We start from the raw sequence: 25,609 nt of genomic DNA, 5'->3' as shown, positions 1-25,609 counted from the left end.
CAACTGTTCACGGAGCTAACGGTAAAGCATAAGCTCGACGCGTCGGAGCTCGTCATATAAAGCGCGTTCTGCTTCCGAAAAGCGACCGGAGTCTGCAAGCATCCGCATATCTTCAGAGCTAAGGTTTTCACCAACCGCAGCTTCCAAGGCGTGCAGGAGTTCGTCGTGCCGAGCACGAAGTGCCTCGGTATTGGTAATTCGCATTGTCAAAGCCACAGCGTCCTCCTTTTCTGATGACTTTACGTTAGGAATTGGGAGCGCGCCAGACCACGGCGGTGGCCACGGCTGCGCGGCCTTCCTTGCGTCCGGTGAAGCCAAGGTGATCCGTCGTCGTGGCCGAAACAGACACAGGGGCGCCGAGGATGTCGCTCAGCACGGACTCGGCCTCTTTCCGCCGCGGGCCCATCTTGGGGCTCTGCCCAACCAACTGTGCGGCGGCGTTGCCGATAATGAAGCCTTCCTTCTCTAGCAGCTCGCGGCACTCGCGCAGCAACTGGGCACCGGAGACCCCGTCGTACTCTGGCCGGCCCACGCCGACGAAGGAGCCGAGGTCGCCGAGGTTGGAGGCGGAGAGCAAGGCGTCGACAAGCGCGTGGCTCACCACGTCACCATCGGAGTGGCCCTCGCAGCCATCCACGTCCTCGAAGAGGAGACCTGCGATCCAGCAGGGTTTTCCGGACTCGATCTGGTGGGCGTCGGTGGCGATTCCCACGCGCGGGATAATCGGGTTAGTCACTAGGCACCTCGAAGATGGTCGGTTCGGCCTCATCCGTCACGGCCTTGGCCAGGACGAGGTCAATGGGGGTGGTGATCTTGAAGGCGAAGGTATCTCCCTGCACGGTCTCCACGCGCTCGCCGTGCCATTCCATGAGGCTGGCGTCATCGGTGGCGACGAAGTCAGGGTCCTGCGCCCAATAGTCTAGGTTGGCGCGGCGCAGCGCGGCCAAGTTAAAACCCTGCGGCGTTTGCACGGCGCGCAGACGGGAACGGTCTGGGGTGGACAGGACCGTCTGGCCCTCCACCTCTTTGATGGTGTCTGCCACGGGAAGGACCGGGATGACTGCGGTGGCGCCGTCGAGCACGCGCTTGGCGACGCGCGCGATCATCCCCGGCGGCGTCAATGCCCGGGCGGCGTCGTGGATGAGCACCACGGCGTCCTCCTCCGGGATTGCTTGCAGTCCCGCCCAGACGGAATCGGCGCGCTCGCCCCCGCCGTGGACGATGCGAATGGGTACGTCAGAATCGATGCGGCCGAGGATGCTGGAGGCATAATCTTCCATGGCCGGGCTGACCAGCACGATGATCTCATCAACGAATTCGGAGGTGATCATCGCCCGAACGGAGCGCTCCAAGAGGGTGCGCCCGCGTAGCTCCACGTAGGCCTTGGGAACGTCTGCGCCGAGGCGTGTGCCCTGCCCGGCAGCCGCGACGAGAGCAATGACGCGGGGGGTGGGCTGGTCCTTAGTCTTCGTCGTCGAAGGAGAGGTCATCGAGATCGACGTCATTGTCAATGTCGGTGGTAATGGACTTGTCATCCACCAGGCCAGCGGCGCGGTGACGCTCGATGGTGGCGTTGATTTCCTCCATCATGGTGTCAGCCTTCTTCTCATCAACCGGCTTGGCCAGGGAGAGCTCACCGACCAGAATCTGGCGGGCCTTGGCCAGCATGCGCTTCTCACCAGCGGACAGGCCGCGGTCCTGGTCGCGGCGCCACAGGTCACGCACAACCTCGGCCACCTTGTTGATGTCGCCGGAGGCGAGGCGCTCCTGGTTGGCCTTGTAGCGGCGGGACCAGTTGCCGGCTTCCTCAACGTCTACTTCGCGCAGAACGGAAAAGACCTTCTCGAGGCCTTCCTTGCCCACGACATCACGCACGCCGACCATCTCAACGTTCTTGGAAGGCACGCGGACCACGAGGTCGGACTGGTTGATTTGGAGAACGAGGTATTCGAGCTCCTCGCCGCCCATCTCCCGGGTTTCAATCGCCGTAATCTTGGCGGCGCCGTGGTGGGGGTAGACGACGACCTCTCCGACCTTAAATTCCATTGCCACTCCTTGTGAAGCCTTTGAGACGGTGCCCATCGTGTGCTCTCGGCGTACTCTCGGTGGGCCGCATATACAGGGAATCTATTCTAGCACGCAGCCATCGTGCCCCGCTCCCCCGCCCGGGTACCGCCTGCCCGCCGCTTTACACCACGGTGACGCCCCATAGAAAGCTCGGCTACCCCCGGTCTACCCAAGGGGTTTGCTGGAAACTGTGTGCTTTCTCCCCAGAGGTACTAGGCTAAAGCGTTGATAAGCTTTGTGATCGCAATTCAATGGAGGACACTCACAGTGCAGTCCCTGAAGTCCGCCGCTCGCTGCGGTGCCATCATGTCAGTTACCGCCCTCTCCGCGCTGGCCTTGGCGTCCTGCTCGGCCGGTCATGTTGCTCAGACCGCGGAAAAGGTGATTGCTGTCGACGGCGCATCCGCAAGCTCCGAAGATGGAAAGGTGGCCGTGCGTGACGTCACCATTCAGGTTGAGCCGGACACCGGTGAGACCTCCCTCAAGTTCGTCGCCGTCAACCAGGGCTACAAGGTCAACGACGTCGTCCTCGAGTCTGTCAGCGTCGACGGCCAGGATGTTCCTCTGGAGGGCGTCGAGCCGCTCCCCCGCGATCATTCCCTCTTTGCTGATTCCCAGACGAACCTGGACCGCCTCCCCAAGGACGGCAAGGATAAGAACATCACTTACGTGACCACCTCCCTGGAGAACGAGGACTACGCCTTCGGCGGCTCCCGCCCGGTGACCTTCACCTTCAACACCGGCACCATTGAGGTTGATGCCACCGTGTCCGCCTCCCCGCTGCAGTCCGGTGACTTCGACCGCGACCCGCAGTCCACCGAAGGCTACGCCGAGAACAAGTAGGCCTTCTCCTCAAAGCACAACCGCCCCAGCTGCCAAAGTTTTCCCGGATCTTCGAATCAGGGGATTCAACTCCGTCAGTTGGGGCGGTTGCGTTTCGTATTAGTGCTTCCGTAGATGCACAAAGGCCACCGCATGAGATACACGCGGTGGCCTTTTCTACAGCGCCAGTGAGGTGCTTAGGCCTGAGAAGAGGTCATAGCCAGCACAACGATGGAGTTCACGATGCCCAGGGAGGACAGAGCAGCCGGAACCAGAAGAAGGTTCGGCGCCTGCGGGCCACCGACCTTAACCATCTGATCCATAACCTGGTTCAGCGGCTCCGGGTAGGTAGCAGCAGAAGCGGCCGGGGTGCCTGCAACGGCCAGAGAGGTAGCAGCGGCCAGGGCAACGAGGGTGCGACGAATCTTCATTTTGTCTCCTTGAATAGTGAGGTTTGTGTGTGAGAGGTCTGGACTAGGACAGCAGGTTCGACAGGAAGCCCAAGGAGGACAGGGCAGCCGGGACGAGGATGATGTTCTGAGCCTCGTAGCCAGCGGTGTTAGCAATCTGGGTCAGAACGGAAGCCAGCGGCTCCGGCGCCTGCGCTGCGGAAGCAGCCGGGGTACCAGCAAAAGCGATGGCAACAGCAGCGCCAGCGGCAACGAGAGTGCGACGAATCTTCATGAGAATTACCTTCTTACTAGAGAATCGGACAGATATGAAGAGGGACAGGCACACACATTGGAGTAACCTGCTTAACACTGTAACGCCTTCATGAGTAGCGCGCGCGGTAAGTGAAAGAAAGACCTACTTCATTTCACGAGCACACTGGATGTCCACGCGGCTTACTAGAGTGTGAGACATGGCAAAAAAGGTTCGTCCCGTCCACACGTGTTCTGAGTGTGGCTTCGTCTCCCCCAAGTGGCTTGGCCGCTGCCCTGAGTGCGGCTCGTGGGGGACGCTGCAGGAAACCGCGGCGGCTCAAAGCAGTACCGCCGCCCAAGCCGCCGTGTCTGGGCGGCGCCCCACAGGCTTGACTCCGACGAGCCCGGCGGTGCCGATAACAAAGGTCGGCGCATCAGCGACGAAGGCCATCAATACCGGCATCGGGGAGCTCGACCGCGTTCTCGGCCGCGGCATCGTCCCTGGTTCGGTCGTGCTCATGGCGGGAGAGCCGGGAGTCGGCAAATCCACCCTGCTGCTGGAGGTAGCCTCCCGCTGGGCACAGTTGGGCCGCACCGCCCTGTACGCCACCGCGGAGGAATCCGCCGGGCAGGTCCGCGCCCGCGCGGAGCGCACCGGCGCACTGCATGAGACGCTCTACCTTGCGGCCGAGTCAAACCTGGACGTCGTCTTTGGCCATGTAGAGCAGCTTAAGCCCAGCCTGCTCATCGTGGACTCCGTCCAAACCATGCACGCCGCCGGGGTCGAAGGAGTAGCCGGTGGTGTAGCGCAGTCACGCGCTGTGACCGCAGCGCTGACCACGCTAGCCAAAACCACCGGCATCCCTATCCTCCTCGTCGGGCACGTGACCAAGGATGGCAACGTCGCCGGACCACGCGTGCTCGAGCACCTCGTGGACGTTGTCTTGAACTTTGAAGGTGACCGCCAATCCTCACTGCGGCTGCTTCGCGGCCTGAAGAACCGCTTTGGCGCTACCGATGAGATGGGCTGCTTCGAGCAGACAGCGGCCGGAATCAGGGAGGTCGCGGATCCTTCCGGCCTCTTTCTCTCCCACCGCGGCAGCACCCCGGATGGCTCCGCGGTGACCGTCGCCATGGATGGTGTGCGCCCCATCTTGGCCGAGGTACAAGCGTTGACCGTCGATCCCGTGGCCAAGAACCCGCGGCGCGTGGTGACGGGGCTCGACGCCAACCGCGTCCCCATGGTGCTCGCGGTGCTGCAGGCCCGCGCGGGCGAGCGCACCAACGATAAGGACGCCTACGTGGCCACGGTGGGAGGAATGAAGATTCAGGAACCAGCCACGGATCTTGCCGTAGCACTCGCCACGTGGTCCTCCTTGCATGAGCAACCACTTCCGCCGAAGACCGTTGTCATCGGGGAAGTCGGCCTCGCCGGCGAGGTGCGCCGTGTGCCGAACCTAGACCGCCGCTTGTCGGAAGCTGCCCGCTTGGGCTACCGCCACGCCATCGTCCCGCCCGGAAATGTGGAAACCAGCGGCGGCATGCAAGTGCGCCAAGCGGCAACGCTGAGCGAGGCTATCGCCGCTGTTAAAGCAGGTTGAACGGGAGCGCTGGGGAGTAATTCTCACCGATGACGGAGTGCAAGAAATAAGCACCCGGCTCGGCTTCCTCACGCTCGGTGCACTTGCCCGGTTCGGAGCGCTTGCGGGACCAATCCGCCTGGAAGTAGCGGGTCTCACCGGACTTGAAGGTCTGCTTGCCGGTTTCTACAGAGGCATAGCAGTCAGTATCGGCCCACACGCGCTCGTTAGAGCCCATCTTGTAAACCTCAAAGCGCAGCTGCTCTTCATCGAGGTCGATGGAGCAATCCTTTGTCGTCGGGTTAAAAACCTCCAAATAGAAGGTCGGCATCTTGCCGGCCGGGACGCTGTCCTCGTTGGTCTTGGCTAGTACCTTGAGGTCCTGGAGTGAACACTCCGTCTTGGACGGGTCCACGGTCAGCTCATCCGGCTTCGCCTCTGAGGTTGGTTCTTCCTTGCCGGACTCGCCCGCCTCGGATTTAGCCGGTTCCGTCGAACCCGTCGCTTCAGTGGATTCCTTGGCTGAGGTGGACTCCGCCGTTTCCGTAGCGGAGGTTGTATTCTCCGAGGGGGCCAAAGTATCCGAAGCCGCTGCCTGCTGCGACTCGGCCGCCGAGTCCTCCTTCGAGCCGCCAAAGAGCGCGGTGGCAGCGAAGATAAGAACAACCACGAGTACCAAGATCGCCACGAGTGCGGCGACGCGACGACGCACGTAGATCTCTCGCGGCAGCTGCTTCGGGGTACGGGATGGCTCAGTCACAGGTTTTAGTTTAAGGGGACTTAAGCCCAACCCGGGCCAGCCCAAAGCCGCGTGTCTTGAGCAGCGGCTTCTACGCGCTTGGGGCCCGCCCAGCGCTCGGGGCTAATGAACTCCGTGCAGGACGACGGTTTCCACGCTGGAATCCTCAAGGAGGTAGCGCAGGCCGACGATGCCGAGCGTTCCGGCGTCGAGAAGCCGGCGTGCAGCCGGAATATCGGAGATGATCTGGGAAACCACCTGCGCGGTGTTTTCGCGCTCGAAGTCAGCGCGATCTTCGCGGCCATCACGCTTGGCCACCATCGAGGCCGCGGCAACTTGCTCGATGATCGGGCGCTGCAGGCCCGTGGGCAATTCGCCACCATCCAGGAAGTCCTTAGCCGCGCCCACTGCGCCGCAGGACTGATGCCCCATGACAACGAGCAGGTTGGCGTGGAGGTTTTCTAAGGCATAATCCAGCGAGGCCATCACCGCGCTGTCCAAAATGTGGCCCGCGGTACGGATGACGAAGGCATCGCCGAAACCAATGTTGAACACGTGCTCGATCGGCGCGCGGGAGTCCGAGCAGGCCAATACGATGACGCGCGGATCCTGGCCCTGGGTCAGGCCAGCGCGCAGCTTCGCGTCCTGGTTAACGGCGATGAGGTTGCCCGTAACGAGGCGTTGATTACCTTGCTGGAGGGCTTCCCACACTTTCTGTGGATTTTGAGGAACTTTTGCTAAAGGCATGTTTCTTAGCTTAGACCTCAGCGCCCTACACTGAGGTGCCTATGGATACCCAAGCTGTCGTGGAATGGTTCGATGCCCATGAGCGCCCCCTGCCGTGGCGCCGACCGGGTACCTCAGCGTGGGGTGTGCTCTTAAGCGAGGTCATGAGCCAACAGACCCCCGTCGCACGCGTGGCCCCACAGTGGGAGGAGTGGATGCGCCGCTGGCCCACCCCACACGACCTCGCGGCGGCATCCAAAGCGGATGTACTGCGCGCCTGGGGAAAGCTGGGCTACCCGCGCCGCGCGCTGCGCTTGTGGGAGTGCGCGAAGGAGATTGGTGAGGGGGCGGTTCCGGGGGACGTCGACAAGCTCTTGGCGTTGCCCGGGATCGGTGAGTACACCGCGCGCGCCGTGGCGTGCTTCCATTTTGGCTACAACGTCCCGGTGGTGGATACCAACGTGCGCCGCGTCTATGCCCGCGCCGAGGAGGGCCGCTTCCTCGCGCCGCCTCCCACAAAACGCGAGCTGGCACAGGTGGAAGCACTGCTTCCGGAGGAGAATGGGCCACGTTTTTCCGCCGCGCTCATGGAGCTCGGTGCACTGGTGTGCACAGCCAAGAACCCCGACTGCGCCGCCTGCCCCATCAAAGCCTCGTGCGCGTGGCAGCTCGCGGGCTGTCCGGAACCCAGCGAAGAGGAGGCAGCGCGGGCAAAGAAGCGCGTGCAGAAGTTCACCGGCACGGACCGCCAGGTGCGCGGGCTGCTTCTCGACGTCCTCCGAGGCTCACCCCACCCAGTTCCCCAAGCCGACCTGGATGCGGTGTGGCCGGACGCGACGCAGCGCTCGCGGGCGCAGGCCTCGCTTATCGAGGATGGCCTAATGGACATCAACGAGCAGGGCCTGTTTCACCTGCCGCACTAGGCACGTGCGAGAAATCGATGAGGTGACCGAAGGTCCAATCGCGGTCAGTTAGCAGGCGGGCGAGGATAAGCCCGCAGCCAATGGCCGCCACGGCCATCGAGGCGGTAGCGAAGTTGCTCAAGGCTTGGTCCATGTTCCCCACGTTGAGGTGATAAACGGTGCGGAACATGGAGGTTCCCGGGATCATGATGACGGACGCGGGCACCGTCGTGGTGATGCGCGGTAGGTGTGCGCGTTTGGAGGCAACCGCGCCCAAGAGTCCGACGATGAGACCGCCGGCGAACGCGCCGACGTAACTTGTGGCCCCGACCCCAATAAGGATAAGGCGAACGAGGTTTGCCACCGTGCCCACCGCGGCCGCCACGAGCACCATGCGGCGCGAGGAATTAAAGAGGAACGCGAATCCGGAAATGCCCAAGAAGCTGGCCGCCGCGGCGGCGAGGTACCACACCGGCGCATAGTCGGGGGTGCCTGGTTCCGGGGTGAGCTCCGTGGTCCAGCTGACCAACGCCACGGTAAAGGTCGCGGCGGTGATCACCGTCAGCGCGTAGGTCAGGCGGGAAAGCCCGGCCTCGAAGTCGAAGCGCGCGAGGTCAATGAGCGCGGAGAACAACGGGAAGCCGGGAATGAGGAAGAGCACCGCGGCCACGTAGCCCGAGGAAAACTCTGACGGGTCCGCCACCCCGGCGGCGGCCACGGCCTCGGTGGTGAAGAAGTACACGAGACTGGCCACCGTTCCGGCTGCCACGATGCACCCCAGTTGGTGGACGTGCTTGCTGTGCAGAACCGCGCGGGTGAGCTGACCACAAAAGGCAGCGAGGGCCACCAGCAGAATCGCCAGCGGCGTAAAGAAGTTCAGGACCGCGAAAGAGGCGCACGCAATGGACGCCGCCGCAGCTAGGAGCCAGCGGTTCCACCGCTTCACCACGTTGGCCTCGATGACGTCGAGCATCTCCGTGAGATCTTCGGCCGTAATGCCCGCGTACAGCCGGTGGTGGGTCAGGTCCTCAAGGGCTTCGATCCGGGAAGCATCGACAGCCGGTGAATGCTGCTGGGCCACCACGGTGCGAAACTCGCGGCCACGATGAAACGTGCATGTTATCTGGGTGACGCCAACGTTGGCGTCGAGCCGATCAAAGCCGAGCGCGCGGGCGGCACGTTTCATGCCGCGCAGCACGCGGTAGCCGGACGTTCCCGCCCCCATGAGCATCATGCCTAGGCGCAAGACGACGTCGGCCTCGTACCCCATACGGACATAGTCACTGTTGGGGTGGGAAGTCATTAGCGCCAGCGCCCCCGGAAATTCAGTCCACCTGGAAGATTGACCCACATGCCGCCGCGGGAGTTAAAGGTCACGGGACCGACTTTTGTCGACATCGAGGCACCGGAGCCGGAAACGTTGATCCAGCTATTCTTTCCGGTCTTCTTGCGCTTACGAAAATAGATTCCCATGCGCGCTAGCTTAGCGCAGCGAGGTTTAAGCACAGCGAAGTCGCTGCGCACCGGCGAAAGAACGATTACTCTTACGGCATGAATCTAATCTCTCCTCGCGCACTCGTGGCGGCCCTCGCGCTCGCGGCCACGGCACTGCTGCCCGTCACGGCATTGGCCACACCCGGCACGCCGACCTCCGCCCATCCGATTGACCACCTCGCAGGCGTCTCCGGCGTCACTGCGGAGAAGATCTCCTATGAGTCCACGCTCATGGACGGCTCCCCCACCACCGTCACCGGCGTCATCTACGAGCCTTCCGCGGCGTGGAACGGCCCGGGTGAGCGCCCCACCATCGTCTTCGCACCCGGCACCCGCGGTGCGGGCGATCAGTGCGCGCCGTCTAATGCCGCACAGTCGGTGGGCAACGTCGCGCTTGGTCCGGCCAACCAGGTCACTCTCAATATGAACTACGAGTACGCGCTGTACCAATACGCCGCGCAGCAGGGCGTGCGCGTGGTCACGACCGACCTGGTTGGACTCGGCACACCAGGTCACCACACCTATGTCAACCACATCGAGGAAGCACACGCGGTTCTCGACGCCGCCCGCGCCACCCTCCGCCACGCGAACGCGCCGATAGATGCCCCCGTGGGTTTTGCCGGCTATTCCCAAGGAGGCGGTGCTGCCGCGGCCGCAGCCGAGTACGCGGCTACCTATGCGCCCGAGCTCAACGTCAAGGGCACGTACGCCGGTGCCCCACCGGCCGATCTTTTCGAGGTTATGAACGCGGTCGATGGCTCCTCCATCGTTCACGTGTTGGGCTATGCCATCAACGGCTATGCGGAGCGCAGCCCCGCGTTTTACAACGAGATCGTCACCGAAATGAACCCGCGCGGCATGCATTTCCTTGCCAGCGCCGCCCACGCCTGCATTGGTGATTCTATCGCTAACTGGGGCTTTACCCGCACCAGCCAGCTGACCAAGACGGGTGAATCCTTCGGCGAGCTCGTCCGACGCAAGCCAGCCGCCGCCCAGATGCTCGCGGAGCAAAGGCTAGGCCAGCATGCCCTCAACGCCCCGATGCTGGTCATGAACTCCCCCACCGATGACCTCATCCCCTACGAGCAGTCCCGCACGATGGCGAGCAACTACTGCTCACTCGGCGGCACCGTCCAGTTTGACGCCGCGAACCCCGTCGATATTCTTCCCCGCTCCGGGGCTAACCACGCCGTTGGAATTGTGAACTCGGCTCCACGCGGCGTGGACTATCTGATCGACCGCTTCAAGGATGTCCCTGCACCCTCTAACTGCCAAGCTTCCTAAGGGCTTAGTGCAGGGGCTCTAGTGCAAACCACCCAAGGACGAGAATGGCTCCTCGGCCTGGATGTCGTGCAAGGGCACGCGCACCCAAGGCGAATCATTGTGTGCGAGCAGCTCGGTGATCCGTTGCGATTGATCCTTCATCGCAGCGGTGACGTCGGGCTCACCATCACTCGCCCAGATCATTCGACCCCACCAGAAACTTGCGGCTACGTCAGCCCACGACACGAAGTAGCGCTGCAGCGCCGCCACGGCCTTGTCTGAAATCTGAAGGAACTCTTCTGGAGAGATCCACCCCAGCTCCGTTGCCGGGCCACCAACGGCGTGAACACGGATTATGTCCCATGCGCGAGTAGTGGCGGGCAGTGCCGGGGCCGCTGCTTTGGCAAAGCCCTCCGAGCGCAACATCCTTACGAGATAGCGGAACTTATGTTCTCCACGACGCGGATCCGCGCCTTGGGCAATAAAGAAGTCTTTGAGGAACTCGACCTTTTCCTCCACTTCCGCGTCTAGCTCGCGCTCGGGGACGTCCTTCATGGCGTATGCGAGGGGTAAAACCAGGTCATTTTCCACGTGCTGGCCACCTTCGAGCAGAGCATCAATAACCTGATACGCTTCCTGTGCACCAGTGACCCCCCAGTTTTGCTCGAGAGATGTTTTGTAGTATTTGGCCGCCCTTGCGTTGATGGCCTCAACCCCTAGCGGGGTCGCAAACGCCTTATTGCTCTTGTACGTCATTCCCCAAGAGTGTCGGCGCACCTCATCTTTGCTCGGCGCCGGTTCCGGCCACGGGAACTTTGTAAGGCGGTAGATCCAAGTATCATCAAACTTTGCTGGCGTGAACGTTGAGCTCATACCCACACAACGTACCGAGGTTTCTGGCACGGTTCCGTGGTGCCCCATCCATCACCCCTATGCTGGGGGTGATCTACACCATAATTCAGCGCACCCAGTCACAGTTTTTGATGTGTTGTTAGTCTCGTGTGCATGACAGGACCCCAAATTGCATTGACAGACCGGCCAGATCTCGGTGCTGCGCTTAAACGTGCTGGTGATTCCGAGATTGTGCACGCTGCCGCCGCAGCCGTTGTAGAAGGCCTTGGTGTCGACGAGATTGTGCTGGAAGCCGCCGCTACGAAAGCTAGCGGGGTGGATGGTGCCGCGTTTGTCACCAACCGAAGGATCCTCGTGACCGCCGATAAGAAGGATCCATCTCATTTTGAGTTCCTTGAACTTGACAACCTGGGCAACGTCACAGTTCTGCCCTACCAGGATGGCTGGGCCGTCGTGGCTCAACTCTACACCACATACAAAGTGTGGAGCGGGTTCACGGAAAAGGCCGCGCGTCGCGTGCAGTTTGCCGCCCAGTGGGCCCTGACCGCAGGCCGGGAGGCACGAACGGAGGCCTCGCGCGCGGTGTCTTCGGAGGAGCTTTTTAAGCGGTGGAAAGAAAACAAGCACCGTCTCAATCGCAATAGCTTTGAAGAGCACGTTGAGTCGATGCGCTCCCTGTATTCCGATATTGATTCACGGTGGTGGACTGAATAATGAGCCGACTTGCATACCCGGGTTCGCCCGATCACCTTAACGGGGCGGAAGACACATCACACATCAAAGAAGGCCAGACAGTTGCGGATAATGGCTACCGCCATTTCATCAAGCATGGCGAACTACTAGACCCAGGCGCAGCTTCGAAGAATGCATCAGGCACCGCCTCCACGTCGAACCCCACCGCAGGCACGACAGGTTCCCATACCGATGCCCCGAAGCAAGGCCTCAGTGTAAAGAAGCAGCTGTTGCTCCTTCCGCTAGTAATCGCGGTCATCGTGGTGGTAGCGATTGGTTACGTCGCAGCTAAAGATGCCCTCTTTGGTGACAAGTCTGAGGATTCCGCCGCGCCTGCGCAGCCCGCCGCTGAAGCACCTGCCGATTCCGGGGCTTCCAACGGTGACACCGCCGGCGAGACCGGTGGCGATACTGCTGGCGACGCTCAAAGCGGCCTCACTCCTACCGACCATGCGCCCGAGCCGATTGCTGACTTCGTGGAAGTGTGCACAGATTATGAAGTGATGTTCAGCTACTACGGCGCGGATAACTCCCCTGCCCCAGAAGCGAAGGGCACCAACTGTTCCGTGGATACTACGAAGGCGCCTGAGGTTGGTTATGTAGTCTTCACCGATGATCCTGCTGCCACCGCCGCCGTTCGTGACGGCAAGCCCGTCTTGGACGCCGCTGAGATTCCGGCAGAATCAACGCGCGGTTCCACATTCAAGGCACAGCGATTGGAGGCCATCTTCACTGTTCAGGAGATCCTCGCGGATGATAAGGGAATCGTTGAGTACATGATCAAGAGTGATGACCCTGAAGTAGCAAAGAAAGCTCTGGTAGACCTCGGCGTGGCCAAGTAGAGCTAGAACGCACACTTTTGCCCGCCGCCATACGTTTTCATTTTATTGTCAATAAGCGTTGGTGGTGATAGGCTGAGTGCATGGCACACGAGCACCACGACCATGATCACTCCAGCACGCCGCTGCGCGCGCTCCTGATTGCGCTCAGTATTACCGGCATTGTCTTCTTCGCGGAGCTAATCGGCGGATGGTTGGCGGGCTCGATGGCACTGATGGCGGATGCGATGCACATGCTTTCCGACGCCGCGGGACTCATCATTGCGGTGATCGCAGTGTTGGTTGGGCGGCGCCAAGCATCAGCCCAGGCCACCTACGGCTACCGGCGAGTAGAGGTACTTGCGGCGCTAGCCAACGCAGTAATGGTGCTGGCAATCTCAGTGTGGATTGTCGTCGAGGCGGTGCGCCGCCTGCAGAGCCCGGCCGAGGTACAGGGCAAGGCGATGCTGATCATCGCGGTGATCGGCCTGGTAGCCAATGCGCTCTCGGCGTGGGTGCTGCACCGGCACCGCGAGTCCTCGATCAACGTGGAAGGCGCGTTCTTACACGTACTGGTGGACTTGCTCGGCTCGGTCGCGGTGATCGTAGCGGGCATCGTGGTGCTGACCACGGGATTTGTGGCGGCGGACGTGATCGCCTCTTTAGTCATCGCGGCGATGGTGCTCCCACGCGCGTGGCAGCTCATGCGGTTGTCGGCAAGCGTTCTGCTCGAGCAGGTTCCGGCGGGCTTCGACGCCAGCGTGATCGAACCCGTGCTGCGTCGGGTCGAAGGCGTTGCCGACATCCATGACCTGCACCTGTGGAGCCTGGACGGAGTCAACGTTCTCACGACCGTGCACATCGTGCGCGACGGCACCGTCGACACCGGTCCGCTGTTAGATGCCGCCCAGCACGTTCTGCGCGAACATGGCATCGAGCACTCCACCATCCAAATCGAGCCCCCAGAACACGAATCCCACGAGACAGTGTGCTGATTCTGTTCTAGTTGTGGGCACGCCGCCCACCGGGCCGTCCCGCCCACCGGTCACGCAAAGAAAGCCCCGAACCGCACGGAGTGTCACTCGCATGCGGTTCGGGGCTAATCCTTATAGGCCCAGCGCGGGGCCCAAGTCAGCGCTTAGAGCGGCTGGCCAGCACCGGCACCAGCCGGCGGCGGATTGCCGTCATCACCATCGTTGTTGTGGGATTCCTCGGCGGAGTCGCTACCAGACTCATCGAGGACATCCGGGGTGACGGTGTCAGGACCATCGGAATTCGGACCGTGGGATCCCTCATCGATCTCGGTGGCTAGTTCCTCATCGGCCTCGCGCACGGCGGTTTCCTCGAGCTCCTTGTCGAAGGTGTCCTCCGGCAGCGGGCGCGGACGCGGGGTGAAGGTAAAGGTTGCGGAAGAGTTGTCCTTGGACTCACCATCCCAGCCTTCAACATCCACGGTGATGATCTCACCGGCGCCAATTTCACCGAAGAGGATCTTCTCGGAGAGCTGGTCCTCAATCTCGCGCTGGATGGTGCGGCGCAACGGGCGAGCGCCCAAGACCGGATCGAAGCCACGCTTGGCAAGAAGATCCTTGGCCTTCTGGGTGAGCTCGATGCCCATGTCACGCTCGGAAAGCTGCTTCTCGACGCGTCCGATGAGCAGCTCCACCATCTCGACGATCTGCTCCTGGGTGAGCTGGTGGAAGACCACAATCTCATCGATACGGTTGAGGAACTCAGGGCGGAAGTGCTTCTTCAGCTCGTCGTTGACCTTGTTCTTCATGCGCTCATACTGCGCATCCGAATCATTCTCCGAGGAGCCGGTGAAGCCCAAGCCCACGGCCTTCGAGATGTCCTGGGTGCCCAGGTTGGAGGTGAAGATGAGCACCGTATTCTTGAAGTCCACGATGCGGCCCTGGCCATCGGTCAGGCGGCCGTCCTCCAGCACCTGCAGCAAGGTGTTGTAGATCTCCTTGTGGGCCTTCTCGATCTCGTCGAAGAGGACCACGGAGAACGGCTTACGGCGGACCTTCTCCGTCAGCTGGCCGCCTTCCTCGTAGCCGACGTATCCCGGAGGAGCACCGAAGAGACGGGAGGCGGTGAAGCGGTCGTGGAACTCACCCATATCGATCTGGATAAGGTCATCATCCGAACCGAAGAGGAAGTTAGCCAAGGACTTCGACAACTCCGTCTTACCCACACCGGACGGGCCGGCGAAGATGAAGGAACCGGAAGGACGGCGCGGATCCTTCAGACCAGCACGGGTGCGGCGAATGGCGCGGGACACAGCCTTGACGGCTTCGTCCTGGCCAATGATGCGCTTGTGCAGCTCCTCCTCCATGTTGAGGAGGCGGTTGGATTCCTTCTCCGTGAGCTTGAGAACCGGAATGCCAGTCCAGTGAGCCAGGACCTCTGCGATCTGTTCCTCACCGACCTCAGCGATCTCCTCTAGGTCACCGGAACGCCACTGCCTTTCCTTCTCCGCGCGCTCTTCACCCAGCTTGCGCTCCTTATCGCGCAAGCCAGCGGCCTTCTCAAAGTCCTGGGCGTCGATCGCAGCTTCCTTCTCCTTGCGGACCTCAGCGATGCGGTCATCGACCTCGCGCAGGCCCTCCGGAGCGGTCATGCGCTTGATACGCATGCGGGCACCGGCCTCATCGAGGAGGTCCACGGCCTTATCCGGCAGGAAGCGGTCGTTGATGTAGCGGTCAGACAGGGAGGCCGCCGCCTTCAGTGCCTCGTCGGTATAGGAGACACGGTGGTGTGCCTCGTACTTATCGCGCAGGCCTTTGAGGATGAGGATGGTGTCATCGAGAGAAGGCTCTTCCACCTTGACCGGCTGGAAGCGGCGCTCGAGAGCGGCGTCCTTCTCAATGTGCTTGCGGTACTCATCCAGCGTGGTGGCACCGATGGTCTGCAGCTCGCCACGGGCCAGCTTCGGCTTCAGCAGCGACGCGGCGTCGATAGCGCCCTCGGCGGCACCGGCGCCGACCAAGGTGTGGATCTCATCGATGAAGAGGATGATGTCACCGCGCTGGTTAATCTCCTTGAGCACCTTCTTCAGGCGTTCCTCAAAGTCACCGCGGTAGCGCGAACCGGCCACCAGGGAGCCCAGGTCCAGCGAGTAGAGCTGCTTATCCTTGAGGGTCTCCGGGACCTTGCCGTTGACGATATCGAGAGCCAAGCCTTCGACCACGGCGGTTTTACCCACGCCGGGCTCACCGATGAGCACCGGGTTATTCTTCGTGCGGCGGGACAGCACCTGCATAATGCGCTCGATCTCGGAATCGCGGCCCACCACTGGGTCCAGCTTGCCATCGCGCGCAGCCTGGGTGAGGTTGCGGCCGAACTGGTCCAGCACCAGAGAGTTGGAACGCTCACCGGAGCCGCCCGAGCCGCCACGGCCGCCCTGGCCAGCGCCAGCACCAGCGCCAACCGGGCCGGCACCGCCCTGGGACTGGTTGCCTTCGCCCTCGTTGCCCTCATATCCGGAGAGCAGCTGGATAACCTGCTGGCGAACGCGCGGCAAGTCAGCACCCAGCTTGGTCAGCACCTGCGCAGCTACACCATCACCCTCACGGATGAGGCCGAGGAGCAGGAACTCGGTGCCAATGTACTTGTGCCCCATCTGGAGGCCCTCACGCAGCGAGAGCTCGAGGACTTTCTTGGCGCGCGGGGTAAATGGGATGTGGCCTGTGTGCGGCTGAGAACCTTGACCAATGATCTCTTCCACCTCACGGCGGACATCCTCCAGCGAGATGCCCATGGACTCCAAGGCCTTGGCTGCTACACCTTCACCTTCATGGATAAGCCCCAGGAGGATGTGCTCGGTGCCGATGTAATTGTGGTTGAGCATGCGTGCTTCCTCCTGCGCCAAAACAATGACGCGGCGAGCACGGTCAGTAAACCTCTCGAACATTACCTCTTACCTTTCGCTTTAAATGTGTCATCCACTCTAACGCGCGGGGCGGACACTCCATTCACGATTTTTCTCCCCACTTCCCCTAAATCCCCGTTTCCGCAGGCAACGGCACTGTACGCCGGTAGCGAACAGGCGGTAGAAAGCCCGCATCACGCACCAGCCTGCCATGGAGGCCTCATCCCCTTAGAATGAAGAGGATTCTATAAATCTCATCGTCGACTCTCCGCGAAGGATTTCCTCTCACCGTGTCTATGCTCCCAGAATTTTTCACCACCCAGCACCAGCTGCGCCAAAAGGCAGTCTTGGACCAAGGAGCTGACTCCGCGCTCTTTCTCGTGGAAGATCCCTCACACGATGAGATGCTCGTGGAAATCTACGCCCCAGAGCACCGCGGCGTGCTCCGCCAGTCCGGCATTGTAGGACAGCTACAGCACAGCGCCATTGCACCCATCGTGGGCACAGGCACGATGAATAGCGGTCAGGAATTCTTTGTGCGCCGCAGTCTGCCAGGCGAGCAGCTTTCTAACTTCACTTCCTCCGGCGTTGGCGCGCACCACCTGTCCCGGGAGGAAGCCCTCGCCGTCTTTGTTCCCTTGGCAGACGCTACTGACTTTCTGCTCAACAAGGGCCGCGCCAACTACGCCATCCGCGCGCTCAATCCGCGTCGCATCATCCTGACCGATAACCGCTCAAATGCCTTCTTCGCTGCGGTCGGACCAGCCTCAAATAACGAAGCCCCCAACGCAACAGCGAAAGAAGCAATCGACCACCTCGCGCGCATCGTCGCCGCCGCCTACCCTTCCTTCCGCGCAGCTGCCGCTTATCCCTCGGCTGCTGCCGTCGTTGACTCGCTGCGTAGCGCGGGCACGACCAGCGCCAACACGGCTAGCGCAAATACCGCTGGCGCGAACACCGCCGCAACGGGCACACCGCCGTGGCAACCAGAACAGCCTTACGCCCCCGCCCCGCAGGAGGGGTGGGGAACGCAGCCTCAACCGCAGGTCGCAGCTTCCGCTCCCGCGAAGGGCTCCACCAAGCGCAAGTCGACCTCGAAGAAGAAGGTCTTCACCGGGCTCGGCGTGGGGCTTCTCCTCTTAGCCCTGATCGGCGGCCTACTGTGGTTCTTCTTGGGACGGCCGGCGTGGTCCGAGGCGGAGCAGGCGCTTGTCGACGATCACCCGGGACTCATCAGCTCCCGTCCCGGCGGGGAAGGCTTCAGCGGTGCCACCTGTGATGCCCGCGAACCGGAAGATGGTCAGGATGCGAAGATCACCTGCGTTGGTGACGGTGTGGGCTACTCCGTGGCGCGGTACGGGGACGTCGCCAAGCGCGATGCAGCCGCCCCGACGCAGGATGCACAGGAACTGTCCAACGGCCAGTGCACCGTGCGCAGCTACGACGTTTCCGACACCGAGCCGGTGTTCTACATGGGCGCCGAGGACTCCGCCGACGCCGTCCTCGTGTGGGGTGAGGACGCAGAGGAGCTACGCCTGAACATGCCGCTGTGCTAATTCACGCGCTTGAGCAGCGGCGCAATCACCGCAATGGCGGTGCCGGCCACGCCGGCGAAGAGGAAAGCCCAGTGCGTTCCCTGTGACGTCGCTGCGGCCGGGCCCATCCCCGCCGCGACGCCGGCCTGGGTGCCGCGCGTGAGGAAGACAACGAGGAAGGCCGTTCCCATCGCACCCGCCAGTTGCTGGAAGGTGTTCATGATGGCCGACCCGTGCGAATACAGCTTCTCCGGAAGCGAGGACAGCGCTGTTGTCATCAACGGCGTCATCATCAAGCACATGCCGAAGGATAAGAGAACGTGCATGCCCACAACCATCCACACGGCTGAGTTCTCGCCCAAGGTGGCCAAGAGCCACAGGCTGGCCACCATAAACAGCGAGCCAGGAATCATGAGCGGACGCGGGCCATAGGAATCGAAGAGTCGGCCCACAATCGGGGAAAGAAATGCTTGGAGAATTCCACCCGGCATCACCGCCAAACCCGTGGCAAAGGCGGTGACGCCCAGGGTGGTCTGCAGGTAGATGGGCAAGACCGTAACCATTCCCAGCATCAGGCCGAAGGACAATACCAGGATGAGCACCGCGAGCGTGAAGTTGCGAACGCGGAAGGGGCGCATATCCATTAGTGCACGATCCTCGAGCGCCAGACGCCGCTGCCGGCGGATGAAGACAATGAGCGCGATGACACCCACCACGGTGACGGCGATGTCTACCCAGGCACCACCCTGCAGCATTTTTTCAATCGAGGACAAACCATAGACCAGACCGCCAAATGCACAAGCAGAAAGGAGTACGGAGGGACCGTCGAGTGGGGTATCGCGGTTCTCACCCACATCACTCAGGCGCCAGAGACCAGCCACCAGGATGAGAGCGATGAGCGGCACCATGGCCCAAAAAATGACGTGCCAGGTGAAGCGGTTGAGGATTGCCCCGCCGACCGTGGGGCCCAGCGCCGGGGCGACGGAAATAACCACAGAAATAATGCCCATCACCGTGCCGCGGCGCTGCGGTGGGACCAGAGTCATGGCCACGGTCATGAGAGTGGGGATCATCAACGCAGTCCCGCCTGCTTGCAGGACGCGCCCGAGGAGCAGAGCGACGAAGCTCGGCGCAAGGGCCGCCACCACGGTGCCTGCCAGGAAGAACCCGGCAGAGGCGAAGAAAATCTGGCGCGTGGTGAGCCTCTCCAGCAGGTAACCGGTGGTCGGAATGACGACGGCCATGGTGAGCATGAATCCCGTCAACAACCACTGTGCGCTCGTGGCGGGGATGCCATAGTCCGCCATGATGGCTGGTAGTGCGACGGACAGCGAGGTCTCGTTGAGAATCATGACCATCGCTCCCAGCACCAGGATGCTGAGGTTGATGACTACCTTGGAGGGAATCTCAGCGGACATGCGGCCAGCCACACCTTTCTTTTCTCTGCTCTGGGGATACTCGCGCCAACGCTTCCGATGTCAGCGCGCAAGGAGTTTAGAGTACTCGCAAGCTAGCCGGGGATGCCACATGAGCCAGGGCAGCGAGGTTTCCTCGCTCCCCGGCAGGTGGTGGGGTTTTAAGGAATCGTTTCCATGTTGCGGGACGTGATGACCACGACGCTGCCACCGCTATCCAGGCTGCAGCCCAGCAGCCGGTTTTCTGGGGTATCCTCCCACAGTTTCGGCGCACCGTATGCACAGTGTCCTAGGTCAGTCTCGAGGTGGCCACGGCTTCCGCCCTCGCCAGCCTGCCAATCATGGTTGGCGTATTCATCCAACAATTCCATGGCGTCATTGCAATTCGTGCCGTCCTCTTGCACGTAGACCAAACCGGTGTCTTCACCACGCGTGCCGCTCTCACCACACACCGCACCGGTGTTGGCAATGCCATCCGCGTCCGGTTTCGCCGGGAAGGTATCGGAGTAGTACTGTCCATCATCCTTGACGGTGAAGTGGTGCCCGTTCGACTTGACCACGAACTCATTGCCGCTGTGCGCCTCAAAGGTTCCACCGTCAAAGCTCACGGTCTCGCCCTCGTTGAGCGTTTCAACCTCGGTGGGCCTATAGAACTCGATGGCCCACACAGGGAAGAAGCCACGGTCACTGCGGTAGCTCACCGCGTTTGACCTCCAGCTTTGCATGACTGGCCCCGGATAGATTGGCGGATCAGCAAACTCCACCTTGCAGTTTGGGCCGTCAGTCTCTTCGTGAATGAGGCAGAGGACGCGCCCATCAGGGCTCTTGACGGCCGGGATGGGGTTCGGAATACTCGCCCGATCACCGCCGGCCATAAAGTCCTTCGGATCGCGTTCCTTCAATCCGCCGGGTTTGTCTTTATCGGGCTTGGCGCTGCTCGACGCCGCGGCCTCAGTAGAGCTACTGGAGGCAGACTCAGAGCTAGTGGAGCTGGCTGAGTTCTGTTGAAACTGTGGCTCATCGCCCGCCGGTTCGCTCGTGGAAGAACACGAAGCCACGGCGCAGGCCATGAGGGAGGCAGAAAGGATAGAGAGAAGCTTCTTCATAACAATCATCGTCCCACGAATTAGTGCTGCGCTAGTAGTTATATGTGTATTTCGGAACATCTGGGTGTACAGCGTCGAGAAGAATGACCCGACCATTACCGGACAAATCACCGCAGTGCAGACGGCGTGCATCCGGATCCGGCATGTCAATGTACTCCGGTTCTCGGTAGGAGCACTTCCAGCCGTCAAGCTCCAGAATTCCGCGAGAGTTCATTTCTTTGATGTCCCACTCGTAGTTGAAGTACTTGTTCACGATGTCCATTGCAGTCGTGCAATTCGTCCCGTCTGTCTGCACAAAGACTTTCTTGCGGCCAAAATTGGTGTCGACCTCGCCGCAGACTGTGCCCACGGGCGCATAGCCATTGGAGTCTGGCTCCAGCGGATAGGTATCCGCCGAAAACTGGCCGCCGTCCTTCACGGTGAAATGGTGTCCTTTGACCTGAACGGTGAATTCATCTGCGCTGGGGGCTTCAAAAATCACGCCGTTGATATCGACTTTCTCGCCTTCCCCCAGCTGCTGCGATGGAACCTGGTCCCCGGCATCCACCACGCCCTTGGGGAAGAAACCAGCACCTTCTTTATAACTAACCATGTTCGCTTCCCACTGCGGGTTCTCGGGGTCAGGCAAAACTGGCGGGTTTTCAAACCCAACGAAGCACCACGGCCCTTGAGATCCCTCAGTCAGAGAACACGACACCCTGCCGTCTGGGCTCCTCACTCCCCAAGCAACCGTGGTCTCATACCTGAACCCAGTGGCGCGGAAGTCCTCGGCATCGCGTTCTTTAAGCCCGGAAGATTGAGAGCCAAACTCCGGCTCGCGATCTGTGGAATCGCTTTCTTCGGCGCTTTCAGAGCTTTGCGCACTGCTTTGAGAACCGGAGGACTCCACAACTTCGAATCGATGGGTTTCCTCGGTTCCTTCATCAGAAGAACACGCAACCAAGCCAGCCGTTACAAGCGGCAGTGTGAGAAGAGAGAGTAGCTTTTTCATGCTTTGTATTTTTCCACGCAGGCAGGCTTCTCGCTGAGTGATGTGCGCTGCGGCGACAAACTGGAGGCTGCAAAACAACAACGCACAAGCCTTCAGCTGTGGGGCTGGTGGCTTGTGCGTTGCGCGCGGAATGTGCCGCGGGGTGAGCTCGGTGCGAGTTGGCCTCGGACCTACTTCTCCGGCTTCACAATCGGGAAGAGCACGGTCTCACGGATGCCCAGGCCGGTCAGGGCCATGAGCAGGCGGTCGATGCCCATGCCCGTGCCGGCTGTCGGCGGCATTCCCTGCTCCATGGCGGCGAGGAAGTCCTCATCCAAGACCATGGCTTCCTCATCACCGCCGGCGGCCAAGCGCGCCTGATCCTCAAAGCGCTCGCGCTGGATAACGGGATCCACCAGCTCCGAGTATCCGGTAGCCAGCTCGAAGCCGCGCACGTAGAGATCCCACTTCTCGGTCACACCCGGCAGGGAGCGGTGCTGGCGGGTCAGCGGAGAGGTCTCGACCGGGAAGTTCTTCACAAAGATCGGGCCCTCGAGCTGGTCCTCGCAGAGCACCTCCCAGATCTCTTCCACCAGTTTGCCGTGGCCCCAGCCGCCGTCCTTCGGGACGTCGAGCCCGATGACGTCGGCAAGCGCCTTCAGCTCCTCGACGGTGGAGTCGATGGTGACCTCCGGCTGGCCCGGGAACTTGCGTTGCAGAGCCTCGTTGAGTGAGGGGTACATTTCAATCTCCGGCCACTCTTCACCACCGAAGTCATACTCAGTGCCATCCGCCAAGGTGACGGTGGTGGAACCGAGGACCGCACGTGCCACCGACTGGATGGACTCACGGGTGGTACGGGCGCAATCGTTGTAGTCGCCCCACGCGGCGTAGGTCTCCAGCATGGCGAATTCCGGGGAGTGGGAGCGGTCGACGCCCTCGTTGCGGAAGTTGCGGTTGATCTCAAAGACGCGATCGATGCCGCCGACGACGGCGCGCTTAAGGAAGAGCTCCGGCGCGATGCGCAGGTACAGGTCAATGTCCAAAGCATTGGAGTGCGTTACGAACGGGCGGGCTGCTGCACCGCCGTGGAGGGTCTGCAGCATCGGGGTTTCGATCTCTACGAAGCCCTCATCCTCCAGGTAGTTGCGCAGTGCACGCATGACCTTGACGCGGGTCATGGCATTCTTGCGGGCTTCCTCGCGCACGATGAGGTCGTTGTAGCGCTGGCGCACGCGGGTTTCCTCATTCATGTCAGCGAAGGACACCGGAAGCGGGCGCAAGGACTTCGCCGCCATGGTCCATTCGCTAGCCATGACGGAGAGCTCGCCGCGGCGCGAGGCAATTACTCGGCCGTGCACGGAGATGAAATCACCCAAGTCAACGTCGGACTTCCACGCGGCTAGGCGCTCCTCCCCTACCTCTGCAAGGGACAGCATGGCCTGCACCTGGGTACCGTCGCCATCCTGCAGGGTGGCGAAGCACAGCTTGCCGGTATTGCGCATGAAGATGAGGCGGCCGGCGATGGCCGCCTCAACGTCAGTCTCCTCACCAGCGCTGAGGTAGGTAACGCCCTCTTCCGCGGCCGGTTCCTCGCCTTCGGCCACTACCTGGAACTGCTGGCGAAGATCCCGCAGAGAGATCGTGCGGTCTACGGTCACCGGATAGGGCTCGGTGCCGGACTCCAACAGTCGGGCACGCTTCTCGCGGCGAATGCGCAGCTGCTCGGGGACGTCAGTAACTTCAGTATTCTTCTTCTCGCTCACGGTTGTCTAGGGTAGTCGATCCCTATACGCTGGCGCGATCCCGGTTCACAGAGTGTTCATCTAGCGGTTAGACAGGATCAACCGCGCGGTCATCTCAACCGTATTAACTCATGACGTCCGTTGCGACACTTCGTTGCGACATCCCCTTGCGCAACCAACGATTTTCGATTTTTGGAGCATAACTTTCATGGCACTCAACGGCCGTAATCTCTTGGCTAACATGTTCACCTCGTCTCGTTCTTCTCTTACCTGCACCTACAAGTGCGGTAATGCCTGTTTCGGCGAATGCGAGAACACCTCCGACAACCCTTACTTCGGCGACCAGTTCTCCCGCCGTACCGCCCTGCGCGCCGGTGGCTTGGCTGTCGTCGCCGTTGGTGGTTCCTCTGCGCTGGCTGCATGCGCTGCTCCGGATGACAACGGGTCTGCGGCTGGCGGATCCTCCAACAAGACCAGCGAGGTAAAGGGTTCTGACATCGAGCTCACCTCCGCCGAGGGCATGCACTTTGAAGCCGTTGAGGCCAATACCAAGGATGAGGTCGTCATCCCCAAGGGCTACGAGCAGTCCGTCCTGATTGCCTGGGGTGACCCGGTCATCGAGGGCGCTCCGGAATTCGACGTCAACAACCAGACCGCCGAAGCGGCGGAGAAGCAGTTCGGCTTCAACAATGACTTCGCCGGCCTCATCGAGCACCCGGATGACAAGAACCGCATGATCTACATGTGCTCGCACGAGTACACCACCGAGCCGATGATGTTCCCGGACTACGATCCGGAGAACCCCACCGAGGAACAGGTGAAGATCGGCTGGGCCGGTCACGGCCACACTATCCTCGAGGTGTCCAAGGTCAAGGGCTCCGGCGAGCTCAAGCGTGAGTTCGGCCCGCTCAACCGCCGCATCACCGCCACCACCCCGTTCACCCTGGTGGGCCCAGCTAAGGGCACTGACCTGGTGAAGACCTCCGCCGACCCGAAGGGTGAGAAGGTCCTGGGTACCCTCAACAACTGCTCCGGCGGCGTGACCCCGTGGAACACCATGCTCTCCGGCGAAGAGAACTTCGACCAATACTTCGCCGGCGGCGACATCAAGGATAAGAAGGCTGCTGAATCCCTCAAGCGGTTCGGCATCAAGGAGGGCCCGTCCGACCGTAAGTGGGAAAAGTACGATGACCGCTTCGATGTAACCAAGGAGCCGAACGAGCCGAACCGCTTTGGCTGGCTCGTGGAGATCAACCCGCTGGACCCGAACTCCACCCCGGTCAAGCACACCGCTGTGGGCCGCTACAAGCACGAGGCCGGCAACATCCACATCACCAAGGATGGCACCGTGGTCTGCTACTCCGGCGATGACTCCCGCTTCGAGTACGTCTACAAGTTCGTCTCCACCAAGAAGTACAAGGAAGGCGATCTCGAGCACAACATGACCATCCTGGACCACGGCACCTTGTACGTGGCCAAGATGGAGGGCAACTCCCCGGAGAAGGAAATCGACGGCTCTGGTGTCCTGCCGGAGGACGGCGCTTTCGACGGCAGCGGCGAGTGGGTCAAGCTGCTGACCTCCGATACTGAGAACAACAAGTTCGAGTCTCACGTGGACGGCATGTCCGCCGAAGAGGTCGCCGTCTTTACTCGTGAGGCCGCCGACAAGGTGGGCGCCACCAAGATGGACCGCCCGGAAGACGTCCAGGTTCACCCGGAGACCGAGAAGGTCTACATCGCGCTGACCAACAATAAGTACCGCGGCGCCACCGGCGAGAACGCTAAGAAGAACAAGGAAGACGCCAAGGAATGGGCACCGGTCAAGGAGAACAAGAACGGCCTGGTCATGGAACTCGAGGATGACCACGCCGGTGAGAAGTTCACCTGGAACCTCTTCCTGGTCTGCGGTGACCCGCGTGAGGCCAGCACCTACTTCGGCGGCTTCGATAAGGAGAAGGTCTCCCCGATTTCCTGCCCGGATAACCTGGCCTTCGATAACCACGGCAACCTGTGGATCTCCACTGACGGCAACGCACTGGACTCTAACGACGGCCTCTACGCCGTGACCACCGAGGGCGAGACCCGCGGCGAGCTCAAGTGCTTCCTCACCGTCCCGGCAGGCGCGGAGACCTGTGGCCCGATCGTCGACGATGACCGCGTCATGGTCAACGTTCAGCACCCGGGCGAGTCTGATGACGCCACCTTCGACAAGGCCACCTCCCACTGGCCTGATGGCGGTAAGTCCACCCCGCGCCCGGCCGTGGTTGTGGTGTGGAAGAAGGGCGGCAAGATCGGTACCGAATAAGGCACCGACGCTGCGTAGCG

The 25,609-nt window shown here is 61.5% G+C and carries 25 protein-coding genes; 9 read left to right on the top strand and 16 right to left on the bottom strand.

Translation table 11 applies throughout. From position 1 onward, the window contains the following. Positions 1–15 precede the first annotated feature (15 nt). Genes QP999_RS03950 through QP999_RS03935 form a run of 4 tightly spaced genes read right to left on the bottom strand, consistent with a single transcriptional unit; the run spans position 16 to position 2,046 of the window. A complete protein-coding gene (locus tag QP999_RS03950) occupies positions 16–216 on the bottom strand; it encodes a hypothetical protein (protein WP_141748942.1) in 201 nt (66 codons plus the stop codon). Between the two features lie 28 nt (positions 217–244). After that, the gene (gene ispF, locus QP999_RS03945; protein WP_070564059.1) at positions 245–736 is read right to left on the bottom strand and encodes a 2-C-methyl-D-erythritol 2,4-cyclodiphosphate synthase; all 492 of its coding nucleotides are present in this window, start codon (positions 734–736) and stop codon (positions 245–247) included. Continuing rightward, positions 729–1,490: a 2-C-methyl-D-erythritol 4-phosphate cytidylyltransferase gene (gene ispD / locus QP999_RS03940; RefSeq protein ID WP_070522801.1), complete on the bottom strand. Its 762-nt coding sequence runs from the start codon at positions 1,488–1,490 to the stop codon at positions 729–731. The genes ispF and ispD overlap by 8 nt, the downstream gene beginning before the upstream one ends. Further along, on the bottom strand, positions 1,462–2,046 hold the full coding sequence (locus QP999_RS03935) for a CarD family transcriptional regulator (RefSeq protein ID WP_070522798.1): 585 nt from the start codon (positions 2,044–2,046) through the stop codon (positions 1,462–1,464). The genes ispD and QP999_RS03935 overlap by 29 nt, the downstream gene beginning before the upstream one ends. 288 nt (positions 2,047–2,334) lie before the next feature. Here QP999_RS03935 and QP999_RS03930 point away from each other — a divergent pair, with 288 nt between their 5' ends. Further along, positions 2,335–2,910: a hypothetical protein gene (locus QP999_RS03930; RefSeq protein WP_070564066.1), complete on the top strand. Its 576-nt coding sequence runs from the start codon at positions 2,335–2,337 to the stop codon at positions 2,908–2,910. A gap of 176 nt (positions 2,911–3,086) precedes the next feature. Here the strand turns inward: QP999_RS03930 and QP999_RS03925 are convergent, their stop codons facing one another. Further along, on the bottom strand, positions 3,087–3,320 hold the full coding sequence (locus QP999_RS03925) for a hypothetical protein (protein ID WP_070564069.1): 234 nt from the start codon (positions 3,318–3,320) through the stop codon (positions 3,087–3,089). A gap of 43 nt (positions 3,321–3,363) precedes the next feature. After that, positions 3,364–3,573, bottom strand: a complete 210-nt coding sequence (locus QP999_RS03920; RefSeq protein WP_070532290.1) for a hypothetical protein — start codon at positions 3,571–3,573, stop codon at positions 3,364–3,366. 178 nt (positions 3,574–3,751) lie between these two features. Here QP999_RS03920 and radA point away from each other — a divergent pair, with 178 nt between their 5' ends. Then, the gene (radA, locus tag QP999_RS03915; RefSeq protein WP_070562323.1) at positions 3,752–5,134 is read left to right on the top strand and encodes a DNA repair protein RadA; all 1,383 of its coding nucleotides are present in this window, start codon (positions 3,752–3,754) and stop codon (positions 5,132–5,134) included. Here radA and QP999_RS03910 read toward each other — a convergent pair. Further along, positions 5,121–5,873, bottom strand: a complete 753-nt coding sequence (locus QP999_RS03910; RefSeq protein ID WP_284847725.1) for a hypothetical protein — start codon at positions 5,871–5,873, stop codon at positions 5,121–5,123. The two genes, radA and QP999_RS03910, sit on opposite strands and share 14 nt — an antisense overlap. A 102-nt stretch (positions 5,874–5,975) precedes the next feature. After that, positions 5,976–6,599 carry a carbonic anhydrase gene (locus QP999_RS03905; RefSeq protein WP_070562329.1) on the bottom strand — a complete coding sequence of 208 codons (624 nt, stop codon included), beginning with the start codon at positions 6,597–6,599 and terminating at the stop codon, positions 5,976–5,978. 41 nt (positions 6,600–6,640) lie between these two features. Here QP999_RS03905 and QP999_RS03900 point away from each other — a divergent pair, with 41 nt between their 5' ends. Next, on the top strand, positions 6,641–7,501 hold the full coding sequence (locus tag QP999_RS03900; protein ID WP_070522778.1) for an HhH-GPD family protein: 861 nt from the start codon (positions 6,641–6,643) through the stop codon (positions 7,499–7,501). Here the strand turns inward: QP999_RS03900 and QP999_RS03895 are convergent. After that, positions 7,467–8,783 carry a threonine/serine exporter family protein gene (locus QP999_RS03895; protein ID WP_284847724.1) on the bottom strand — a complete coding sequence of 439 codons (1,317 nt, stop codon included), beginning with the start codon at positions 8,781–8,783 and terminating at the stop codon, positions 7,467–7,469. The two genes, QP999_RS03900 and QP999_RS03895, sit on opposite strands and share 35 nt — an antisense overlap. Then, the gene (locus QP999_RS03890) at positions 8,783–8,953 is read right to left on the bottom strand and encodes a DUF4236 domain-containing protein (protein ID WP_010188861.1); all 171 of its coding nucleotides are present in this window, start codon (positions 8,951–8,953) and stop codon (positions 8,783–8,785) included. The genes QP999_RS03895 and QP999_RS03890 overlap by 1 nt, the downstream gene beginning before the upstream one ends. A gap of 78 nt (positions 8,954–9,031) precedes the next feature. On the opposite strand from QP999_RS03890, the gene QP999_RS03885 reads away from it, so the two are divergent. Further along, complete coding sequence (locus QP999_RS03885) at positions 9,032–10,258, top strand: lipase family protein (RefSeq protein WP_284847723.1); 1,227 nt, start codon at positions 9,032–9,034, stop codon at positions 10,256–10,258. Positions 10,259–10,276: 18 nt separating this feature from the next. Here QP999_RS03885 and QP999_RS03880 read toward each other — a convergent pair whose 3' ends face one another. Further along, on the bottom strand, positions 10,277–10,993 hold the full coding sequence (locus QP999_RS03880) for a DUF1266 domain-containing protein (protein WP_284847722.1): 717 nt from the start codon (positions 10,991–10,993) through the stop codon (positions 10,277–10,279). 249 nt (positions 10,994–11,242) lie between these two features. Between QP999_RS03880 and QP999_RS03875 the strand changes: the two genes are divergently transcribed. The 3 genes from QP999_RS03875 to QP999_RS03865 all read left to right on the top strand — a co-directional run bounded on the left by QP999_RS03875 (position 11,243) and on the right by QP999_RS03865 (position 13,634). Next, the gene (locus QP999_RS03875; RefSeq protein WP_284847721.1) at positions 11,243–11,803 is read left to right on the top strand and encodes a hypothetical protein; all 561 of its coding nucleotides are present in this window, start codon (positions 11,243–11,245) and stop codon (positions 11,801–11,803) included. Then, a complete protein-coding gene (locus QP999_RS03870) occupies positions 11,803–12,663 on the top strand; it encodes a hypothetical protein (protein ID WP_070522763.1) in 861 nt (286 codons plus the stop codon). Before QP999_RS03875 ends, QP999_RS03870 begins: the two co-directional genes overlap by 1 nt. Positions 12,664–12,743: 80 nt before the next feature. After that, positions 12,744–13,634 (top strand): cation diffusion facilitator family transporter, encoded by an 891-nt coding sequence (locus tag QP999_RS03865; RefSeq protein ID WP_070522760.1) that lies wholly within the window; start codon positions 12,744–12,746, stop codon positions 13,632–13,634. Between the two features lie 143 nt (positions 13,635–13,777). On the opposite strand, the gene QP999_RS03860 is transcribed toward QP999_RS03865, so the two are convergent. Further along, complete coding sequence (locus QP999_RS03860) at positions 13,778–16,555, bottom strand: ATP-dependent Clp protease ATP-binding subunit (protein WP_284847720.1); 2,778 nt, start codon at positions 16,553–16,555, stop codon at positions 13,778–13,780. Between the two features lie 254 nt (positions 16,556–16,809). Here QP999_RS03860 and QP999_RS03855 point away from each other — a divergent pair, with 254 nt between their 5' ends. Next, on the top strand, positions 16,810–18,069 hold the full coding sequence (locus tag QP999_RS03855) for a serine/threonine protein kinase (RefSeq protein ID WP_284847740.1): 1,260 nt from the start codon (positions 16,810–16,812) through the stop codon (positions 18,067–18,069). On the opposite strand, the gene QP999_RS03850 is transcribed toward QP999_RS03855, so the two are convergent. From QP999_RS03850 to lysS, 4 genes are all read right to left on the bottom strand, one after another. Then, positions 18,066–19,466, bottom strand: a complete 1,401-nt coding sequence (locus QP999_RS03850; protein WP_284847719.1) for an MDR family MFS transporter — start codon at positions 19,464–19,466, stop codon at positions 18,066–18,068. The two genes, QP999_RS03855 and QP999_RS03850, sit on opposite strands and share 4 nt — an antisense overlap. Positions 19,467–19,624: 158 nt before the next feature. Next, complete coding sequence (locus QP999_RS03845) at positions 19,625–20,569, bottom strand: hypothetical protein (protein WP_070532269.1); 945 nt, start codon at positions 20,567–20,569, stop codon at positions 19,625–19,627. Positions 20,570–20,600: 31 nt separating this feature from the next. Continuing rightward, positions 20,601–21,560, bottom strand: a complete 960-nt coding sequence (locus tag QP999_RS03840) for a hypothetical protein (RefSeq protein WP_284847718.1) — start codon at positions 21,558–21,560, stop codon at positions 20,601–20,603. A 170-nt stretch (positions 21,561–21,730) separates the two neighbouring features. Then, positions 21,731–23,305 (bottom strand): lysine--tRNA ligase, encoded by a 1,575-nt coding sequence (gene lysS / locus QP999_RS03835; protein WP_284847717.1) that lies wholly within the window; start codon positions 23,303–23,305, stop codon positions 21,731–21,733. Between the two features lie 187 nt (positions 23,306–23,492). Between lysS and QP999_RS03830 the strand changes: the two genes are divergently transcribed. Continuing rightward, complete coding sequence (locus QP999_RS03830; protein WP_284847716.1) at positions 23,493–25,589, top strand: PhoX family protein; 2,097 nt, start codon at positions 23,493–23,495, stop codon at positions 25,587–25,589. The last annotated feature ends 20 nt before the right edge of the window (positions 25,590–25,609 follow it).

It is taken from the genome of Corynebacterium sp. MSK004 (assembly GCF_030232515.1).
GTDB classification, from domain to species: domain Bacteria; phylum Actinomycetota; class Actinomycetes; order Mycobacteriales; family Mycobacteriaceae; genus Corynebacterium; species Corynebacterium hesseae.
This window is presented reverse-complemented; position numbering and strand designations above follow the sequence as displayed.

Coding starts and splice junctions, on each gene's coding strand:
- ispD (WP_070522801.1), bottom strand. CDS start 1,490: ATGACCTCTCCTTCGACGACGAAGACTAAGGACCAGCCCACCCCCCGC.
- QP999_RS03855 (WP_284847740.1), top strand. CDS start 16,810: ATGCTCCCAGAATTTTTCACCACCCAGCACCAGCTGCGCCAAAAGGCA.
- radA (WP_070562323.1), top strand. CDS start 3,752: ATGGCAAAAAAGGTTCGTCCCGTCCACACGTGTTCTGAGTGTGGCTTC.
- QP999_RS03840 (WP_284847718.1), bottom strand. CDS start 21,560: ATGAAAAAGCTACTCTCTCTTCTCACACTGCCGCTTGTAACGGCTGGC.
- QP999_RS03890 (WP_010188861.1), bottom strand. CDS start 8,953: ATGGGAATCTATTTTCGTAAGCGCAAGAAGACCGGAAAGAATAGCTGG.
- QP999_RS03870 (WP_070522763.1), top strand. CDS start 11,803: ATGAGCCGACTTGCATACCCGGGTTCGCCCGATCACCTTAACGGGGCG.
- QP999_RS03880 (WP_284847722.1), bottom strand. CDS start 10,993: ATGACGTACAAGAGCAATAAGGCGTTTGCGACCCCGCTAGGGGTTGAG.
- QP999_RS03830 (WP_284847716.1), top strand. CDS start 23,493: ATGGCACTCAACGGCCGTAATCTCTTGGCTAACATGTTCACCTCGTCT.
- QP999_RS03885 (WP_284847723.1), top strand. CDS start 9,032: ATGAATCTAATCTCTCCTCGCGCACTCGTGGCGGCCCTCGCGCTCGCG.
- QP999_RS03895 (WP_284847724.1), bottom strand. CDS start 8,783: ATGACTTCCCACCCCAACAGTGACTATGTCCGTATGGGGTACGAGGCC.
- QP999_RS03935 (WP_070522798.1), bottom strand. CDS start 2,046: ATGGAATTTAAGGTCGGAGAGGTCGTCGTCTACCCCCACCACGGCGCC.
- QP999_RS03905 (WP_070562329.1), bottom strand. CDS start 6,599: ATGCCTTTAGCAAAAGTTCCTCAAAATCCACAGAAAGTGTGGGAAGCC.
- QP999_RS03865 (WP_070522760.1), top strand. CDS start 12,744: ATGGCACACGAGCACCACGACCATGATCACTCCAGCACGCCGCTGCGC.
- QP999_RS03925 (WP_070564069.1), bottom strand. CDS start 3,320: ATGAAGATTCGTCGCACCCTCGTTGCCCTGGCCGCTGCTACCTCTCTG.
- QP999_RS03845 (WP_070532269.1), bottom strand. CDS start 20,569: ATGAAGAAGCTTCTCTCTATCCTTTCTGCCTCCCTCATGGCCTGCGCC.
- QP999_RS03850 (WP_284847719.1), bottom strand. CDS start 19,466: ATGTCCGCTGAGATTCCCTCCAAGGTAGTCATCAACCTCAGCATCCTG.
- QP999_RS03900 (WP_070522778.1), top strand. CDS start 6,641: ATGGATACCCAAGCTGTCGTGGAATGGTTCGATGCCCATGAGCGCCCC.
- QP999_RS03875 (WP_284847721.1), top strand. CDS start 11,243: ATGACAGGACCCCAAATTGCATTGACAGACCGGCCAGATCTCGGTGCT.
- QP999_RS03920 (WP_070532290.1), bottom strand. CDS start 3,573: ATGAAGATTCGTCGCACTCTCGTTGCCGCTGGCGCTGCTGTTGCCATC.
- QP999_RS03860 (WP_284847720.1), bottom strand. CDS start 16,555: ATGTTCGAGAGGTTTACTGACCGTGCTCGCCGCGTCATTGTTTTGGCG.